Source organism: Bacteroidota bacterium (genome assembly GCA_039111535.1).
GTDB lineage: Bacteria > Bacteroidota > Rhodothermia > Rhodothermales > JAHQVL01 > JBCCIM01.
In genome coordinates, this window is sequence record JBCCIM010000009.1 from 32,287 (window position 1) to 51,297 (window position 19,011).

17 protein-coding genes are annotated in these 19,011 nt (G+C 51.2%); 8 read left to right on the forward strand and 9 right to left on the reverse strand.

Annotated elements, in window-relative coordinates; genetic code table 11:
• The first annotated feature begins 61 nt into the window (after positions 1-61).
• On the forward strand, positions 62-475 hold the full coding sequence (locus tag AAF564_02680; protein ID MEM8484422.1) for a helix-turn-helix domain-containing protein: 414 nt from the start codon (positions 62-64) through the stop codon (positions 473-475).
• On the opposite strand, the gene AAF564_02685 is transcribed toward AAF564_02680, so the two are convergent.
• Genes AAF564_02685 through AAF564_02695 form a run of 3 tightly spaced genes read right to left on the reverse strand, consistent with a single transcriptional unit; the run spans position 470 to position 2,647 of the window.
• Entirely contained in the window at positions 470-1,255 is a 786-nt protein-coding gene (locus AAF564_02685; GenBank protein MEM8484423.1) for an ABC transporter permease, read from the reverse strand. The genes AAF564_02680 and AAF564_02685 overlap by 6 nt on opposite strands.
• A 1-nt stretch (position 1,256) precedes the next feature.
• Entirely contained in the window at positions 1,257-2,081 is an 825-nt protein-coding gene (gene modA / locus AAF564_02690) for a molybdate ABC transporter substrate-binding protein (GenBank protein MEM8484424.1), read from the reverse strand.
• Complete coding sequence (locus AAF564_02695; GenBank protein MEM8484425.1) at positions 2,078-2,647, reverse strand: PadR family transcriptional regulator; 570 nt, start codon at positions 2,645-2,647, stop codon at positions 2,078-2,080. The genes modA and AAF564_02695 overlap by 4 nt, the downstream gene beginning before the upstream one ends.
• Positions 2,648-2,929: 282 nt before the next feature.
• Between AAF564_02695 and AAF564_02700 the strand changes: the two genes are divergently transcribed.
• The 4 genes from AAF564_02700 (at position 2,930) to AAF564_02715 (ending at position 6,506) form a co-directional block, all read left to right on the forward strand.
• Positions 2,930-4,219 carry an Hsp70 family protein gene (locus tag AAF564_02700; protein ID MEM8484426.1) on the forward strand — a complete coding sequence of 430 codons (1,290 nt, stop codon included), beginning with the start codon at positions 2,930-2,932 and terminating at the stop codon, positions 4,217-4,219.
• Between the two features lie 144 nt (positions 4,220-4,363).
• Positions 4,364-5,536: an AI-2E family transporter gene (locus tag AAF564_02705; protein ID MEM8484427.1), complete on the forward strand. Its 1,173-nt coding sequence runs from the start codon at positions 4,364-4,366 to the stop codon at positions 5,534-5,536.
• Positions 5,537-5,576: 40 nt separating this feature from the next.
• Positions 5,577-5,999, forward strand: a complete 423-nt coding sequence (locus tag AAF564_02710) for a nuclear transport factor 2 family protein (protein ID MEM8484428.1) — start codon at positions 5,577-5,579, stop codon at positions 5,997-5,999.
• Positions 6,000-6,137: 138 nt separating this feature from the next.
• Positions 6,138-6,506: a hypothetical protein gene (locus tag AAF564_02715; protein MEM8484429.1), complete on the forward strand. Its 369-nt coding sequence runs from the start codon at positions 6,138-6,140 to the stop codon at positions 6,504-6,506.
• A 2-nt stretch (positions 6,507-6,508) separates the two neighbouring features.
• On the opposite strand, the gene AAF564_02720 is transcribed toward AAF564_02715, so the two are convergent.
• The gene (locus AAF564_02720) at positions 6,509-7,201 is read right to left on the reverse strand and encodes a DUF1080 domain-containing protein (GenBank protein MEM8484430.1); all 693 of its coding nucleotides are present in this window, start codon (positions 7,199-7,201) and stop codon (positions 6,509-6,511) included.
• A 308-nt stretch (positions 7,202-7,509) separates the two neighbouring features.
• On the opposite strand from AAF564_02720, the gene AAF564_02725 reads away from it, so the two are divergent.
• Complete coding sequence (locus AAF564_02725; GenBank protein ID MEM8484431.1) at positions 7,510-7,977, forward strand: hypothetical protein; 468 nt, start codon at positions 7,510-7,512, stop codon at positions 7,975-7,977.
• Between the two features lie 86 nt (positions 7,978-8,063).
• On the opposite strand, the gene AAF564_02730 is transcribed toward AAF564_02725, so the two are convergent.
• The 3 genes from AAF564_02730 to AAF564_02740 are packed head-to-tail and all read right to left on the reverse strand — an operon-like array spanning position 8,064 to position 12,278.
• On the reverse strand, positions 8,064-9,518 hold the full coding sequence (locus AAF564_02730; protein ID MEM8484432.1) for a TolC family protein: 1,455 nt from the start codon (positions 9,516-9,518) through the stop codon (positions 8,064-8,066).
• Positions 9,519-9,554: 36 nt separating this feature from the next.
• Positions 9,555-10,883, reverse strand: a complete 1,329-nt coding sequence (locus tag AAF564_02735) for an ABC transporter permease (protein ID MEM8484433.1) — start codon at positions 10,881-10,883, stop codon at positions 9,555-9,557.
• Between the two features lie 21 nt (positions 10,884-10,904).
• Positions 10,905-12,278, reverse strand: coding sequence for an efflux RND transporter periplasmic adaptor subunit (locus AAF564_02740; GenBank protein MEM8484434.1), 1,374 nt, complete (start codon positions 12,276-12,278; stop codon positions 10,905-10,907).
• A 328-nt stretch (positions 12,279-12,606) separates the two neighbouring features.
• On the opposite strand from AAF564_02740, the gene AAF564_02745 reads away from it, so the two are divergent.
• Positions 12,607-13,680: a Gfo/Idh/MocA family oxidoreductase gene (locus tag AAF564_02745; protein MEM8484435.1), complete on the forward strand. Its 1,074-nt coding sequence runs from the start codon at positions 12,607-12,609 to the stop codon at positions 13,678-13,680.
• A 23-nt stretch (positions 13,681-13,703) separates the two neighbouring features.
• On the forward strand, positions 13,704-15,053 hold the full coding sequence (gene rsmB / locus AAF564_02750) for a 16S rRNA (cytosine(967)-C(5))-methyltransferase RsmB (protein ID MEM8484436.1): 1,350 nt from the start codon (positions 13,704-13,706) through the stop codon (positions 15,051-15,053).
• Positions 15,054-15,075: 22 nt separating this feature from the next.
• Here the strand turns inward: rsmB and AAF564_02755 are convergent, their stop codons facing one another.
• Together AAF564_02755 and AAF564_02760 are read right to left on the reverse strand one after the other, a co-directional pair.
• Positions 15,076-18,417, reverse strand: coding sequence for an NB-ARC domain-containing protein (locus AAF564_02755; GenBank protein ID MEM8484437.1), 3,342 nt, complete (start codon positions 18,415-18,417; stop codon positions 15,076-15,078).
• Between the two features lie 133 nt (positions 18,418-18,550).
• Positions 18,551-19,009, reverse strand: a complete 459-nt coding sequence (locus AAF564_02760; protein ID MEM8484438.1) for a hypothetical protein — start codon at positions 19,007-19,009, stop codon at positions 18,551-18,553.
• Positions 19,010-19,011 lie beyond the last annotated feature (2 nt).

Genomic DNA, 19,011 nt, shown 5'->3' on the forward strand with positions numbered 1-19,011 from the left:
TATGTATTTAACTTGCTTTTGCCAAGTTAAAATTGTGTATTGAAAAAAATCAAACACGGTTATGGAAGTCCGTTCACACTGCCCAACCAATTTTGCGCTAGAGCACTTTGGAGACAAATGGTCGCTACTCATCATTCGTGACCTGATGTTCAAAGGCAAGCGTCACTACAATGAGTTTTTGCAAGCAGAAGAGCAGGTGTCAACAAGCGTATTAGGAAACCGGCTCCGTAGCCTGCAAGATGCTGGCCTGATAACCCGTTCAGCGGATACTGTGAAGAAGTCGCGGATCAGGTACAGCCTGACCATGAAAGGTATCGATCTGTTGCCGCTGATGGTAGACATGATTGTATGGAGTGGGCAATACGACGCCGCGACAGCAGCGCCGGCTGCATTTCTAGAGGAAGCCACCCAAAACCGCGATGCCATGCTGCATACCCTGCGTGCAGCACTGATAACGTCACACATTGTCTCATGACGCGTCTGGTGTAAGGGTGCGACGTAACAAAAACAGGACGAGGAAAGAGCCTGCCAGCAGGAGGACAGAGAGGGTAAGGGCCATGCTGGTGTCCAGTTCAAAGCCAAGGTAAATGGCGAGGGGCATGGTTTGCGTACGACCCTGCAAATTGCCGGCAAAAATGATGGTTGCGCCAAACTCGCCCAGCGCACGCGCCCAGGTAAGCGCCGCGCCACCCAGCAAGGCGGGGCCCGTAACAGGTAAAGTGACATACCGCATAACATCTCGGGTTTGGGCGCCATCCAAAATAGCCGCCTCTTCCAGATCGCGGTCCATTCGGTTGAAGCCAATAATGGCGGCACGTACATAAAGCGGCGCAGCCACAAAAACCTGGGCCATTACCACGGCAAGCTGGGTAAACGGAATTTGCACACCCAGGTATTGTCCGATCAGTCCATTTCGCCCAAATGCCATGAGCAATGCAACCCCGGCTACGGCCGGCGGCAAAACCATGGGCAGGTCCACAAGCGTATCAACAAGACGTTTAAAGGGAAACGTTCTGTGTGCCAGCAAGAAGGCCAGGGGCGTACCCAATGTTACGGTGACAAGCAGCGAAAGAAAGCTGGTTTTAAGGCTTAACCAAAGGGCCTGATAAACTTGAGGTTGCAGCAGATTCTGTATTAATGTATCCAGATTTGTTTGGAGCAGCAGGGCGACCAAAGGGATTGCGAGGAAAATGAGGAGGGGGATTCCCATGATCCACCACGAAAGTCCAATGCGAAGGGGGGAGGAGCCTGTCATGTCACTCCTCTTCGGGCGCTTTGAATCCGTGGCGTTTGAGAATGGCCTGCCCATCAGGTGCCTGCACAAATGCTACAAATACCCGCGCGAGGCTGTCCATTGGGCTATTGTGTAGCGGTGCAATGGGGTACATGGCGGTAGCATTCAGGGAGTCTGGGATGTAGAGTGGTGTGACTGCTGATGTTTTTGAGAGATCGCTTTCATAAACAACGCCGGCGTCAGCTTCAGCCAGTTGTACCTTTGTAAGTACGGCGCGCACACTTTGCTCGAAAGACACCACATTGGCAAGCACCAGCTTACTGTAATCCGGGTGTAGCGAGGCGGCTTGCGTGAGGAATTTGCGGGTATACTGCCCTGCCGGCACCACGGCGTCAGCGATAACCAATTGCAATCCGCTTCTCGAAAGGTCAGCAAGTGTGTAAATCCGGGATGGGTTACGGGTTGGTACAACAACAACGAGGTGGTTTCGGGCAAAGGTAGTTGGCGCCTCCGCTTGAATTCGTCCACTTGTGATGGCACGTTGCATTTGCCCGTGGTTGGCGCTTGCAAATACGTCTGCTGGTGCACCCTGGCTTATTTGTGCTGCGAGTTGTTGGGAGCCGGCAAAGTTGAGCACAACCTCCAGTCCGGGATGCTGGCCCTCAAATGCCCGTGCAATTTCACTAAATGCATCAGCAAGAGAAGCTGCGGCAAACACGTTTAAAGATTGCCGGGGTGTTTGGTTTGTGGGCTGGCTTTCACCGCGCAGCACACACCCGGCCCATAACAGCATGCACAATACTGAAATGGTCATCAGAGGGAATATGCCTTGGGGGTGCAACTTCATGAATGGGCGGGATTTATGCTGGCTGCAGAGACCAACTCCTCACGACATGCGTCGATCCATAAAAGCATGGCTTCAATCTGTCCAGTCCGGTATTTGTGCACCAACCGTTGATACGGTTGTGCGGCATCTCGTGCAGCGTGTGTGCATTCTTGTAACCAACGGTTGCATGTCTTTTGTTGCATGTTTAGCAGGGTGCTCACGCCTTGCGCGCCCTGTTTTTGGGCAAAGAAGAGCTTGACAAGCAGGTCTAGTCTGAATTGCCGGCCGCGCTGTACAGGCGCTTTTAGCCAGTCTTCGAAAGCAGCACGTCCCGCGTCAGTTAGCTGGTACATTTTTCGTGGGGGGCGGCCCGGCTCAGCTTCCCCTTTGAAGGAAGTGAGCAAGCCATGAGATGCCAGACGCGCAAGTAAAGCGTAGAATTGGCTTTGCTTCATCCGCCAAACCAGCCACAGGTCGCTTGTCTGGGTTAGTTCTTTGTACATGGCATAACCGTGGCGTGGGCCATCAAGGAGGAAGCCCAGCAGCGCAATTTCGTTTGAAGCAACGGGAGTTGGTGATCTATTCATGACATGCATACTCAGTGTTTGAGTATGCAGAAGGTACACTGTGAATGGAGCAGAGTCAATGTGTTTTTGTCTATCTGTAATCTTGCCTGCAATTGCGTTATGGCTGGTGTGTAAACGGACCTGTTTTTGCCGTGGCCAAATGCCGGCGGTATTTGGTTGGGATTTCGGGAAAAGATGTACTTCGAGGTGCCATAAACCTGAAACGTTCGCCGCTTTAGCAAGTACCAACGCCCCCTTTTATTTTTTCGCAATTCCATCCAGGTATTCCAGCATTCAGGTAGCATGAGCAGGCTGATTTACGGCATCGATTTCGGAACGTCCAATTCAGTTATTGAGGTATATGATAGTGCAACCGGCAAGGTGGTCTCGGAAGATGGCCTCGAGAAATCGATAGAAAGCGCCATCTTTTTCCCTTACGGTGATCGGGAGCGTTACTTTCTGGGTAAACAGGCGATCCATCAGTACGTGGCTTCAGGGATGCAGGGCCGGCTTATCAAATCTATTAAATCAGCTTTGCCAGAGCCCTCCCTTGGGACCCTTTCGATTTATGGCAAGAAAGTCAAAATCGAACTGTTGGTCTCGTATTTCCTGTCTCATTTGAAAGCAACATGCGACGCCCACTTTGAAGAAGACGTAAAACAGGTAGTACTTGGCCGGCCAAGCGTTTTTTCACCTGATACTGCAAAAGACGCGCTTGCTGTTAAGCGCCTGACTGCTGCCGCCAAACTTGCCGGCTTTGAAGAGGTGCGCATCTTGCGTGAGCCCATCGCAGCTGCCATTCATTATGAGCAAGCGCTTCAATCCCCCAAAACCGTATTTGTAGGCGATCTAGGTGGGGGTACATCTGACTTCTGCATCATGCAGTTGCGGCCCGATGCAGGCGCCACTACGGATCGCCAGGAAGACATCATTGCGACGTCAGGCATCAAGGTAGGGGGAGACGATTTTGATGCTGAAATTATGTGGCACAAACTCGTGCCGTACTTCGGGCTCGATGCTGAATATGAGTCGTTTGGCAAGTGGTTACCCGTGCCCATCCATATTTTCAAAACCATCTGCTCATGGGAAAAGCTGTCGCTGTTGCGCAGTGTGGACATGCAGCAGTCGTTGAAGAAATTCCATTTCTATTCGAACGAAAAAGAAAAGCTGGCCCGTTTGTTAACGCTGATCAACAAGAACCTGGGCTTTGCCATTATTAAAGAAGTTGAGAAAGCGAAAATTGGACTTGGTGGGGCTGAAGAGCAGTTTATCTCTTATGCAAAAGAGAACATCACAATAGAGACGCTGCTGATGAGAGAGGAGACGCCTGAAATTCTTGAAAAGCAGGTGCGCAATATTGAAACTTCAGTTGAAAAGTTACTTAAAGAAAATGGACTGTCGCCGGCAGATATTGATGTAGTATTTCTGACAGGAGGGAGTTCGCTGGTACATCCTGTTGCCGCTTTGTTTGATCGCATTTTTGGGGCTGAGAAAATTCAAGGCGGCAATGCCTTCAAGAGCATTGCTCACGGGCTCGCAGCATCTGCCAGTTATTTGTTTTCTGCGCCCGCTGTCTCGTATACTGATGGGTAGCAGGTTGCATCGCTGCCAAAGACATCCGTTGTGATGTTTATGGGCAAAACGCTCAAGGTCTTGCCGGCAAGGTATTTTTCGGCAAGGTGTTAAGCGGTTGCAGCTGTTGGCGTACCCACAAACACGTTGTAATCCACCAGGTACATGATCGATCAGGATCGTTTTCAGAAAGGATTTCTCATCCTTTTGCTTGTTGCCATTTCTATAGCTTTTTTTGCGCTCATCAGCGGGTTCATGATTTCCCTGTTGCTTGCGGCAATATTCAGTGGCGTAGTTTATCCCTTGTTTAAGCGCCTCGATAAACTTTTTAAAGGCCGCCGTGGGCTTGCATCAGGATTGACCTTGCTGTTTGTAATTGTTGTGGTGCTTGTGCCCCTGGCGGTATTGGGGAGCATCGTGGCGGCAGAAGCCCTCGAAGTGAGCCAGGTAGTGCGGCCCTGGGTTGAAGACCGGCTCCAGCAACGGTCTGAGATAGACGCCTGGCTTGAGCAATTGCCTTTCATCGAGTATATCAGGCCGTATCAAGACCAGATCATGGTCAAGCTGGGCGAGTTTGCCGGCAACATCGGAAATTTCCTTTTTAACGGATTGGCCGCTGCAACATCGGGTACAGCTACGTTCTTTTTCCAGTTCTTTATCATGCTGTATGCCATGTTTTTCTTCCTGCTAAATGGACAGCAAACCTTGAAGAAAATCATGTACTTCATGCCGCTTTCTTCGGAAGATGAAGGTTTGATGCTGGAGCGCTTTGTTTCAGTCACCCGGGCGACCATTAAAGGGACACTGGTAATAGGTGCCATTCAAGGGGGACTTGCGGGGCTTGGTTTTGGTGTAGCCGGCATTCCGAGTGCGACGTTTTGGGGCACCATCATGGCAGTACTCTCCATTGTACCGGCCCTCGGGACCGCCATTGTTTGGATTCCAGGTGTGATCTATCTGTTTGCCATTGGCAATGCCGGTGCTGCAATCGGACTCGGGATCTGGTGTGCCCTCGTTGTTGGCAGTGCAGACAATTTCCTCCGGCCGTGGCTGGTTGGCAAAGACACCAAAATGTCCGACTTGATGGTGTTGCTTGGCACCCTCGGCGGTATTGTGCTTTTTGGCATTGTTGGCGTGATTATCGGACCCATCATCGCAGCGCTCTTTGTTACGATATGGGATATCTACGGTGTCGCTTTCAAAGACGTGTTACCTCCTGTAACCGGATTTGATGAAGAAGAAGAATTTAGTGCGGTAATTGCACCCGAGATAGATGAGCCTGAAAGTGAAGAGGCGCCGGCTACCCCAGACGATACCGATGCTGATGAGGAGGCATAAAATGGTGTGTACAAGGATAGGGTTTGTGCTGGTGGTTGCTATGTTTGTTCTTGCACATGGATGTAGCGACGATACTTCGCACGTTGTCCCCGAAGTGCAGGCGGCACTCGATGCCTTCCATACCGCTGATACGTCTATGCATGCGCAAGGGGTAATCGATTTGCTCTGGCCAGAATACACGATGTTTGCTGATGGCGCGCGCGTAGGTTATGAGGATGTTGTCGATGGATCAAAAGCGTTTATGGGGAGCCTTACGTTTTTTCAAACCACATGGTCTGATATCCAGATTATACCCCTTGCGCCTGACCTGGCAATATCTTCTTTTGTGTTTAGAGATTCGATTCTCAAGCAAGATGGTACGTTGCTTCAATCGAAAGGCCCCAATTCGTTTGTATGGCAAAAGCGGGCAGGAGAGTGGCGGGTATTGTACGGTGATGCCGATCACTATCCCATTGATCAATAAGCTGTATTGGACTGCATAGAATTCAGAGCCTTGCGCGGGGGGCGACGATTTTAGTATACAAGAGAAATAACGCCGCTTGCTTTTCCTCCATCCCTCTCACAAGCGGACCCGCACGTGCAAGGCCAAGAGGTTTGTATTATGGCAGATACCATGTCGATCAAGCGTACCATTGCAAAAGCCGACTTGATGCAGGCTATCGATGGTGATGGAGAGTTTTCTGTACTTGCAGAAGGTAACGCGTTTGCAGTAATCAGGTGGACCAATGGGCAAGAGAACGCAGTGTTTAACCTGGTCCAGGGAGAAATCACCGTTGGTACACCGACACCAGGCGCAATGGCTAAAATGAATCAGTTGGCTGCCCACTTTGGCGCAGATATCATTGGCGCAGAAGAAAACTTACCTGTTGGAAGCCGGTCCGATGGTGAAGATGGAGCTGATGGATTTATGCGCCTGGCATGGCCTCTAGTAGTTGTGACATTGGTTATGCTTTTAATCTGGCGCTGGTAAGCCTATTGCTCCAGTTTGCGCACCCAGATATTTCTGAATCGTACCTTGGAACGGTGATTCTGCAGCATGATGGGGAGTTGGTCTGCGTGTGGCGTATAGCCGCTGTTTCCTTTGGTTGGTCCTTTCAGGGATACCTGGTCTTGAATGAGGATGCCATTGTGAAATACGGTCAGGTATGCCGGTGACTCAAGGGCACCCGAAGCAGTAAACCTAGGGCGACGGAAGACAATGTCGAACGATTGCCACGCACCCGGTGGTCGTGATGCATTCACCAAAGGTGGGTATTGGCTGTACACTGCGCCGGCCTGGCCATCGGGGTGCGTTTCATTACTATAGGAATCCAGGATCTGGATTTCATAAAGGCCCATCAGTTTGATACCGCTGTTTCCTTTATGTTGCCCCCGTCCAATTCCACGCGCTGGTGTTGCCCATTCTGCGTGTAATTGTATGTCCCCAAACGCAGCCTTAGAGTAAAGGGACCCGGTCCATCTCCGCACTTCCATGTAATCCTCCTTCAACCGCCACCGCGCCTCCTTGCCATTTTTCTGTTGCCAGGCTTCGAGGGATGTACCATCAAACAAAACCAGCGCATCTTCCGGGATGGGGCTAAAAGAAGGTAGCGGTGCCGCTTCTACTTTGTCTGGTACGTGGAGCGCACCCGATTGGCCCCCGCATCCGCTGGCAGCGTATAGCATCGCACTGCCCACAAGCAGGGTAAGGGCACAGTGTAAAATGCTTCTTTGCCCTGAAACGGCCGTTATTTGGGAACTACTGTTTGAATACATGTGTAAAATATGTACATTAAGGCTACTCAACGGGATTGCGGAGCCGTATAACGCCGGCTGATGGCAGCTAGCATACGATACGCAAATCATCCGTTAGTTTCCCGTTAAGGGGGTATGATGTTAGCGCGCTGCGCGTTAATTTGCCTACCTTCAAAAGCGATACACCGAGCAGGATATCGCAATGCTTAGCAATATATATTGGATAAAAGAACAGGCATATGGTAGATCCGAGTGAAGCACTTCTCGAATGGTTTAATCTGATCAATGAGGACCATCAGGAAGAAATTGCAATTCTGGTGTTGACACGCCTCCCTTACATGGACTACAAGCCCAATGAGGGCGAAGCGATCAGCGATTTTCAGATCTGGTTGCAAGAAGAGACAAAGCCAGACTTGATTGTGGGGCAGGTGCTTATTGCGCGTACCTTCATCGATTACCTCATGGAGGATCGGGGCAATCCGCTGTCCTGGAATTTCCCGATGGATATGTTTTTGCGCGTGTTGAACGACGACGAAGAAGAGGAGTCCGCCAAAAACTTTGCACGCGACAACCTCATGGTATTACCGAAGCATAAAAATGCATGGCTTGAAACATCATCAAGCTGGAAAAAGCTCGTGCGTAATGTGCTTTCTAACAAGCTCCTGCGCGATTGGGAGCGCATGAACCTGATGAAGGACAGTATTTGAGGGCTGCCTTTGGGATATGGCCGTTCTGCGGGTTTTACAAACTTCTGCCCCGGCCATTCTCAGTATTCAGTCAATGCAATCCGCGCTTAGTAGCGCAATGGCCGGTTGTTGTCGAAGTCGTATAACGTGAGCCGGCGTACATCATAGTAAGCAGACCAAAATTGACGCAGCGTACCGATATAAGATCGGTTTGCTGCGTCTTTTGCATTTTGGGCATTGAAGAGGTCGGTAATGTCGATATTTCCAACAAGGTAGCGATTCCGCGCAACCTCAAATCGGCGCGCCGCAATGGTATCTGCCTGTGCAGCGATTCGTACCTGCTGTTCGAGCAACTCTAACTGCAGCACCTGGAAATAGACCACCTGATCCAGTTCTTCTTCGCGAAGCGCGCGGTTCACGGCAGCGCGCTCCTGGTTTGCAACGGCGGCTTTGACCCGCGCCCGGTTGCCTCCCCATTCAAAAATGGGTAGTGAAAGCGTGACTCCAAACTGCTGTCTATCCAGCGGATTGTCGTACACTGTGTCAAAATCACCGCTGCTCTGGTTAAGGCCATAGCTGGCCGTCATGTTGATGCCAAACTGACTGCGCCGTGATTGCTCAACAGCCCGATCAGCAAGCAAGGAGTTAATCACCAAATCCAGGTATTCCGGTCGGTTTGTTCGAGCGTATTGTATGGCTACATCAGGATCAATATCGACCGCAGGGATTGAGGCCGGCGGAATAACCTGGAAATCTTCGTCGTACGGCAACCCAAGTGCTATTTTTAGATCCTGCAACGCGCGCATATGATTGATCTCCGCGTTCGAAAGATCTGTTTGCGCATTGATCAACTGTAATTCGGTTTGTAGCAATTCATTTTCAGCTATTTTGCCGATGTCGTATCGACCTTGCGCTAGCGTGAAAATGGTGTCGTTTACGGCGACGTTGAAGGATGCAATCTTGATACTCTGCTCAGCATCATAAACAGCAAAGAACAGGTTGCTGATTTCGGTAGCAAGTTGTGCCAAATCTTCGAGGTAGGCCCGTGTGTCTGATTCGTATTGCATCGGGGTTACTTTACGCTCCCATTTCATCGGATTGAACTGGAAGAGCGGTTGCGAAAGTGACAGCAACAGGGGCGAAGATTGCCATTGGGTGAAGCCTCCTGCGCCGGATTGCAGAATGCGAGAAATCCCTGATGAAACCGAGAAGGTGCCACCCGTAAATGCAATCGGTTGTTGCACAGACATGTTCACAGAAGAGAACGTGCGCCGCTGGGATACAAACCGCAGAGAGCCGTCGTCTTGCTCAATGCTGTTCAGCGAGCGGATGAATCCTGGCGCATTTGCAAAAAGGTTGATGGCCGGCCTGTAGCCCGACTGAAATGCACGGTATTCCCATCCCGCTTCATCCAGGTCAAGCTTGGCCATTTGTGCTGTTGGTCCTTGCTCAATGGCGCGCGAGATCGCATCATCGAGGGTCAGCTGTAAAACTGATTGTCCGGTTACCGGCCGGGCCAATACAACGAGCAAAGCCAGGCAGAGGAAACGAAAAAGCATCATAAAATCTGTTTGTAAAGATGGGGAATACCGGGAGAATTACTCGTGGCGCAAGGCTTCAACAGGGTTTTTCTCAGATGCCCTTTTGGCTGGCAGGATGCCAAACACAAGGCCGATGGTCACCGAGACAAGAAAGGCTAGCGCAACGGAGCCCAAAGAGACGATGGTGCTGATGCCCGTGAAGCTTTCAATGAGGCCACTGATGGCCATGCCGAGCAAAATGCCAAACACCCCGCCTGAGAAACTCAACGTCATGGCTTCAATGACAAACTGGTAGCTGATATCTTGCTTGGTTGCACCTACAGCCCTGCGCACCCCAATTTCGCGAATACGCTCCATGACAGAGGCCAGCATAATGTTCATAATGCCTATGCCGCCTACAATCAAAGAGATAGATGCGATGGCAGCCAGCACAATATTGAACAGGTCCTGCGTTTGTTGCTCTTGCTGCAGGAGTACCTCGGGAATGATCACCTCATAGTCGACTACGCCGTAGTGCCGGCGTTCGAGCATCCGACTCACTACATCAGCTACCGGTTTTACATACTCAGATTGTTCAACCCGGACCACGAGCCTATCCAACTGGTGATGACTTTCGTCAGATTCACGGCCGCGCCGGCGATCCGACTCACCTTCCTGGATATCCTGTTTGGTGAGTAACGCGCGGTTTTCATAACGCAAAAATTGCGTGGTAATGGGGGTGTAGATATCGAGGTCGTAGTTCCGAATCCCCAGTCGCTCGATATTCTCTGCGGCAATGTTGCGTTCTTTTAGTACCCCTATGACCGTAAGCCAAAGCCGGCCGCACTTGATCCGGTTACCGATTGCCTCTTCTTTGGTGAAGAACTTTGTTTTGACATCCTGGCCGATAATAGCAACGGGTGCTGAAGAGGCGAAGTGTTCTTCCGAGAAATAACTGCCTTCTGCGAGTTCAAAACCGGCGGTTTCGAAAAATGCCTGTCCAACCCCCACCAGTTTTGTGCTACGTCTCAAGCCGGCCCGTAAGGCAGTGGTCTCCGTAATCACTTCGGGGCTGACGCTTTCCACTCCCGGAATTAACCGGGCAATGCTTTCTGCGTCGGCCACCGTGAGTCCGGGAGAAAAAGGCTGCTTCTCTTCGAGGTTGCTCTCTTCTTCATCTACCGCACCTTCTTCCTGCTTTTCAATCGGCTGGATGATTATGTTGTTGGCACCGAGCAACTTGATCTGGCCAAGGATCTCTTCCTGGGCGCCAGACCCGATGGCCAGCATTGAGATAACTGAGGCAACCCCAAAGATAATCCCAAGGGAGGTGAGGAGGGCGCGTAGCTTGTTGAACGTAATCGATTCAACCGCTATTACGAAGTTGTACGCTAGTTTTTCAAACATGGGTGGCGTGGATGAAGCTTGTTACTGATTTTCGGTGATGGCTTCCTGCATGGGGTTGTCGAGGCTGACGAGTGGCAAGTCGTCAATCTCGTTGGGCATGGACAGGTACACCTGATCATCAGTAGTCAGGCCTTGCTCGATAACCACCTGGTTGTCATTTAGCAGTCCGAGTTGTACCTCTTTACGTTTGATTTTACCCCGATCTTCTGCGTACACGAAGGTGAGGGAATCAGACGCATGGATACATTCCAAGGGCAAGAACATGACTTCATCCAGTTCAGCAACAACGATGGTGTTGCTTGTGGTCATGGCCGGCCGGAGCGTGCTGTCCGATTCATTGATTTGAATCGAGACCTGGAAAACTTTGGCATCTGAATTTGGCCGCTGTTCACCTATGTTGGCAACGCTGGTGATTTTCCCGGTCAGCGTTTTATCAGCGTCGGCATCAAGGCCGACGTTAACAGACTGACCAGCTTTGACTTTCTGGATATCTACTTCGTTGACATACGTGATAGACTCCATCACTGAAAGATCAGGGAGCTCCGCTACTACCGGGTCCCAGGAATTGACCGTACCGCCAACAGTAGTTTTGTTGCCCCGCCAGTCCCGCTTGTAAATCAACATGCCATTTTCTGGCGCCAGGATAGTAAACTCGTTTGCAATGGCACGCATGTCATTGAAGGCATTCCGCGACTTGGAGCGTTCAGCCTGAACTTCCTGCATTTTGGCACGGGCCTGATCAACCTGGGTTACGTAGTTTTTTGAAGCCTGGCTAAACGTTCTTTGTGCTTTTTCAAAATTGATTTCTTCCTGCCGCTGCACCGTTGGGGGTTCATAGGCTGCCTGCTCTTTCCGAAGCTCTGCCTCTTCCATTGCATAGCGCATGTTGACCAACTCATCCCTGGCTTTACTCAGGGTAAGTGCCGTGTCGAGCGCGGTTTGTGTGTATTGAGATTCCGCTTTTTGCAAATCGATCTGCGCAGTCTGGATTTTACTGTTCAGTTCAGATTTGTCCAGCTCAGCAACAAAGTCTCCTTTCTTTACAACTTTGCCCTCCGGGATAAGCTGCAGGATTTTCATCTGGTAGATTTGCGCCTGGCGTGCACGGCTGGGACCGTAGATTTCGATTGAGTTCTTGGCCTTTAATTCTCCCGTTGCTGTTACAGTGACCTGAAAGGGGCCAATTTCGGGCTGCACCATCAAAACGGCAGCTTCCTCAGCGGGTTCATTAAAGAAAAACATGGCACTGGCGACAAGGGCAAGCACAATAGCGCCGCCGATAATCCAGGGTCTTTTCATGATATGGGGTGTGGCTTCAGGGTGTGGTTTATCCGCCTGTTTCGAAAACGGATCTAATAGAACAGACGCAACAACATGGAGAATGTCGCCGGCCATTTTGTAATTTCTACAAGTACTAAAAGCAGCGCTACGGCTCTGGTATCAAAAAAGATGCATTTGAAGAAAGGGCCTTCAAAAAGACTTTACGATTGAGCTGTACTCTGCTTACAGACGCTTGTTAGGAATTGTTGCAGTTGGTGTGGTAGCATTTGGTGTAATGGCAACATATATCAAGAATCCATTAACTTGCGGTTGGTCTCACCAGTTAAGACTACATTCCGATCTTTCCACCTTTACTATGCTCCCGCTTATGCGCCTCAATATTTTCAGAACGATGCACAGGTCTCTTTTCGTATGGCCGGCTTTGTGCTGTTTAATCTTTTTTATGATGACAGTAAACAAAAGCACAGCACAGCCGGCATCAGATGCACCCCTCAAAATTGCAATTGTTGGTGTGGTACACGGCCACGTACACGGCTTTCTGCGGGATGCCATGCAGCGCTCGGATATTGAGGTGGTTGGTGTTTATGATGCAGATGCTGCCCTTGTGAAAAAATACGGAGACCTTTATAACGTCCCTACAAACCTTCGGTACACAAACCTCGAAAAACTACTCGAAGAAGGAAAGCCGGCAGCCTTGACGCTTTTTACCAACACGTTCGACCATACAGAAATTGTTGAGATGGCTGCACCGCTGGGGATTCATGTGATGATGGAAAAGCCGCTGGCAGTAAGTATGGACCACGCGAATAGAATGTACAAAGCCGCAAAGGCTGGTGGGATTCACGTATTGGTCAATTATGAAACCACCTGGTATGCCAGTAATGCACACGCATACCAAATGGTTGAAGCCGGTGCGCTGGGAACGTTACGCAAAATTGTGGTACACGACGGTCATTTTGGCCCCAAAGAAATTGGTGTAGACAAAGAGTTTCTGGACTGGCTGGTAGATCCGGTGCTGAATGGGGGTGGAGCCTTAACTGACTTCGGGTGTTACGGGGCCAACCTGATGACCTGGCTGCTAAAAGGAGAAATGCCAGAGTCTGTGATGGCTGTTACGCAGCAACTAAAATCAGACCCGGTGTACAGCAAGGTGGATGACGAAACAAACATCCTGGTTACCTACGCTGGCGCGCAAGGCATTATTCAGGCGTCATGGAATTGGCCGTATCATCGGAAAGACATGGAAGTCTATGGCGATGCCGGCATGGCGATCGCTTTGAACAGCAAAGCTATGCAAGTTGCCCCGCTTGATTCACCGCGAGAGGATGTAGTGGCTGCGCCATTGACCGGTGCCGAGGCAGATCCGCTTTCCTATTTGAAGGCTGTGGTAGACGAGAGCATTGTGCCGGCACCACACGATCTTTCTGCATTGGAGAACAATATCATGGTGACCCGCATTCTGGATGCTGCCCGCGAGTCTGCCGCCACCGGCAAACGCGTCTATCTAACCAAATAACCCAATCCGGAGTACCTTCCCTTATGGCCAGAGTGAATCTCGAAGCCTTGCAACAAATCAAATCTTCTCGCGCCCTGGCGATACAACAGCTATTGCAGTTGGAAAAAATGCGCAGCCGGCCAGGATTTGACGATGACGCGTCGATGCCAATCAGTTCTGCGCAAGAGCACCGGCAAGTAAAAGAGTACGTCTCTGGTATCACCCGCTGGAAGCGCTGGCTCGATTTCCTCATCGAGTCGTTTTATAAAGGGGAGTTTGAGAAAATGGAGCCGCTGATTGTCCAGATTTTACGCCTTGGGGCATACGATCTGCTTTTCCTGCGTACGCCGCCGCATGCTTCGATTAATGAAGCCGTTGAGCTGGCCAAGCGCGCGGTTCGTGAAGGTGCGGGTGGCCTCGTTAATGGCATTTTACGTTCCATAGACCGCAACCGGGATAACCTGCCCAAACCGCGCGCCCGGATCAGGGCCAATGAGTTGGGGGTAAAGTTTTCCCATCCGAACTGGCTGGTATACAGATGGCTTCAGCGATATCCGGATAAAGTTGAAGACCTGCTGGAATGGAATAACACCCGGCCTGTCTACTCCGTGCGCATTAACAAAGCGAAGATCTCAGTTGATGCGTTCAAAACGCAATTGGATGAGCTTGAGGTAGCCTGGGAGCCGGCGCACCACCTTGAAGACTTTGTGCGGGTGCCGCGCTTGCAACCTTTGGTCCGGCAGGGATTCCTGCGCGATGGCCTTTGCGCTGTTCAAGACGAAAGCTCGGGCCTGATTGTTTGCCTGCTCGATCCCAAGCCTGGCGAAACCATTATCGACGCCTGCGCTGCACCCGGTGGCAAAGCCATTTATGCGGCATCCCTGATGGAAGGCAAAGGCAGCCTCGAAGCCGTTGATATACAGGAAGAGCGCCTGAAAAAGCTTGACCAGGTGATCGAACGGTACGATGCAACATGGATTAAACGTACAGTGGGGGACTTGCGCACCATGGAGCGTGCCGAGCAAGTGGACAAAGTGTTGCTCGATGCGCCTTGCTCTGGCCTGGGCGTACTATCCAAACGTGCTGATCTCCGGTGGACGCGACAAAAAGAAGACATCCCCAAAGTTGCTGAATTGCAAGCTGAGTTATTGGCAGCTGCTGCCAAAATGGTTAAGCCGGGCGGATACGTTGTGTACAGCACATGCACCATCGCGCCCGAAGAGAACAAGGTGCAGGTCAAGAAATTCCTCGATACGCATCCCGACTTTGAAAGAGAGCGCGCTGATGACTTGTTGCCGGCAGCGGTTGTAAATACCAAAGGATGCCTTGCCACGTTACCCCACAAACACAAAATGGATGGTGTTTTTGGGGTGCGACTGCGGAAGAAGTCATAGTGCTGGTTTTATAACGCTGGCCTTACCCGGCAAATCCAAGTTCGTCGATCTTCAGGAAGTGGACCCCGCCGCCGGCATCCCCGGCAATTACGCGGAGGCCATCTATCGTAAAGATGCAGCGTGTTAGCGGATGATCTGCATAGAAACTGCTGACGCGTTTGCCTTCTTCGATATCCCACAAAAACAGGGCATGGTCGTCGCCAGCGGAGGCGATGTACCGGCCATCCCGCGAAACGGCAATTTGGCGGATGTCTTTCTGGTGGCCATGCAACTCAAACACGCATTCATCCAGCGACAGGTCCCAGATGCGAATTATCTGGTCTTCGCCGGCTGAAATGAGGTGGTATCCCATTGGCGTGAGCGATAGATGACGAACAGGTCCTACATGCCCTTTCAAGCAGCCGCTTTCAAATCCAACACTAAAATTCCATACCCGAATGGTGCCATCATCTGACGAGGAAATAATACGCTGGTCGAGTGATGAGATAACGAGGGCACGTACAGGCCCGGTGTGCCCTTTAAGTACATGTAGCAACCGGCCTTCCTGGATGCTCCACACGCGAACGGTATGATCGAGCGACGCAGAGATCACCAGGCGGTTGTCATTTGAGATGACTACGGAAGTAACCCCTCCGGTGTGGCCATGTAATTTCTTTACGAGCCGGCCTTGTTCGATATCCCAAATACCAATGGTTTTGTCTTCTGAGCCGGTGACAAGAAATCGGTCATTCCAGGCAAGCGCTGCGCACCATACCCAGTCATCGTGACCATTCAGGATGTGCATACACGACTCGCTTTGCAAGTCCCATACATTGATGGAGCAGTCAAACGATGTAGATACAGCAAACCGACCCCTTGAAGAAATAGCCAGATCCCAAACCCAGTCTGTGTGCCCCCGAAACGTGGCGTCAACTGTAGCAGAGTCTATCCGCCACTTCATGAGCGAGGTATCATCAGAGCCAGAGAGCAATTGTGTATTGTCGGGTGAAATGGCGAGCGCACGCACCCCTTTGTTGTGCGCCTCTTTCTGGATTTGATAGGTATGACCGGTGAGGCTCCACAGTTTGAGTGACGAGTCGTCTGAGGCGGAAAGCACGCCTTTACCGTCTGGCGTGACACCCATGTCCCACACCCAGTCGTCGTGTCCGGTGAACGTTCGCAGGATTTTGCCTTTTTCAAAGTCCCATACAATCATGGACTGGTCTTCAGAGGCACTGACGAGGATGCGCCCATCGTGAGAAAGATCTATAGCCCGTACGCCGGCCTGGTGCCCGGTAAGCACCTTTGCCACTTGCCCGCTAAACAAGTCCCAAACGATTACGGTCTGGTCTTCGGATGCACTGACAAGGTGCCGACCGTCGGGTGTGATTTTAATGGACCAGATCCAGTCGTCATGGGCCGTGAGCTTGATTTTACTCGTGCGGTTCTTCTTCAGGTCGATGCAGCCGATGGCGTGGTCATCGCCGGCGGTAAACACCATCCGGTTGTCTGGCGACAGGGCCATCGACCAGATACGGTTTATTGGCGCGTCAAATGTCTGCTTGATTTCTCCAGTCCAGAGATCCCACAGAATCAGCCGGCCGGACTCATCCGAAGACAAAACGTTGTCGTGTGGCAGCGGCACAATCGCCAGGATTTTGTCTTCGTGCAGCGCGTATGTGTGAAGGTTGGTGCCTTGCTCGATGTCCCATACTTTCAGGGTAAGGTCATCGGAGCCGGATACGGCATATTTGCCGTTGGGTGTGAAAGAAACGGTGTGTACGAGGTCGCGATGCCCTTTGAAGGTGCGCAATTGGGCACCCGTGCGCAGGTCCCACAGCTTGAGCGTCTGATCACTGGAGGCGGAAATTGCTTTCCGGCCATCTGGCTCGATATCGATGGCATGGATGACATCGTCGTGCCCACGATAGGTCTGCAGGAGCGAACTGCCCGGGATATCCAGGTTCACTTTGATCGGGTCGAGCCAGACGGGCTCGGGTTTTCCGGTGATTCTCACGGCATCAACCAGGTCGCGAATGGCCGGGATCTCCAGTTCCTGGAGCCGGCCTATCATCTGGTTGCCTAGTTGCGATGCGTCGGATGACAGAATAGGAGCAGAGAGCCGCAATGCTTCCTGTATCACGCGAAGGGTCTTGTCTTCACGGACGTAGTTAAAATCCTCAAAAAGGGCATCGGCGTCTGTGAAGTTGAGCTTGGCTTGCAACCATTCAAACGATAGCAGTAAAGCTGGTAATTCATCACCTCGTGCAGAGGCAGACAGGTGATAACAAAGGAAGCGATACAGGTAGCCGTCATCTGGTAATTCGGGCCACGGCAAATCGTTGCGGTTATAAGCCGCCAGCAAGGCTTCGTGCCAGGTCTCTATTTCTTCTTCGCGGTGCTCTTCTATGTAATCAGCAAGTTGGTTGTTTAGCGTAACAGTACTCCCATTGCTTCTGCGCCGGATGATATCAAGCTCTACCAGTTCTTCGATCAGCTCAAGATGATTTACTTTACCGTGGGCGTCTTCCAGTTTGTGCCACAAGAGGTGAATTGCAGAAATGGGCAGGGGCGTCCGGGTTGGTAAAATGCCGAGCGCTCCGCAGAACTCTTGCTTGGCTGCCGGCATTTTATCTAGATGTAGCCCAATCAGGTGTTGCTGCAGGGTTTCCTGCGTGTGGCCATCCAACGAGGCCAGGAGGGCATCGATATTGTGCCCGCCTTGAATCAGAAGTGCTGCCAGTACAATGTTGTGTGGGATGTAGCGCAGGCGTTCTGCCAGCACGGCATTGGTCGATACGCTCAGCGTTTTGAACGCATTGATCAGCGCATTGGCATCGTCAATCTGCAAGGGTGGTGCATTGGCAGCCCGTGCGCCTAGTGCTTCTGCAACACGGGTGTTTCGCGTTGTAATGAGGAGGCGTGTTTTTGGGCTGCTTGCCTTGATTTGAAACGCCTGCCGTACAGACTGTACATCATCCAGCACGAGCAGCATGGCACAGTCATCAAGCAACGTTTTCAAAGCCAGCAGTGCTTCATCGCTGGACGTTGCTTCGGTCCAGTTGCTACGTTGCGCGCGCCCCAGTTTGTTGATCTGATCTGTCAGATCATAGGGTTTTGTGCCGAAATTGAGCCAGGCAATACCATCTGGGAAAGCTTGCTGGACTTCTTCGAGTTGGCATAGCGCTGCTGCAATGGTGCTTTTGCCGGAGCCGGCTGGGCCTTGTAGTACCGTTGACGTACTTTTTCCTTGCTGGCCGGCTTTCTGAATCGTTTTTGCTAACCTTGATACAACAGCGGGGCGATCGATATAATAGTGCGGGAGCGCGGGAGGGAGGAGTAGATTGTCGCTGTTGATGGATAGACCAGGGTTAGGAATAGACACCGGCTTTTTTGTGGATATATTTCCCCTCTTCATGTACGGGCGGACACGTAAATAAGTAAAGATTAAACAACATTAATCTTCTAGATAGGAAATAATCTGTCCACGCGGATACACCATTGGGCGCACCCGATGCCTAACTTATGGTCATCTCGTACTGGTCTTCCGGCTTACGTTCCTGCAACAGGTAGTGCCCGAGCAATTTCTTGGCGTTGTAGTGCCCAACTTCGTACACTTTTATTTCAAACCGGTGCAAGTCGCGGTGATACCGCACAAACACGTTATCCTGGCCTGGACGGGCGTGTTTACTGGTGGCATAGGGGAATTCGAGAATGTCCAGCCGCTGACCACGAATGGTGTTTTGTGCGTGCCGGAATCGGTTCATCGCTTCGGTAATAAGCGGAATATTTGGCTGGCCATGCAGGCACTCACCACTCAACTCTTCAAACTTGAATGCGCTCACAGTACTTCGGGCTAGGTTTTTCGTGCGGCTTGGATGGGTAGTAAGGGTATCGGCCAGGGAGGAGGAGGCGTTAAGCTTATCGTGTCCTGTTTTGAGGCTTTCGTTCGTCTTCTGGTTGCTACGTGTATCCATTA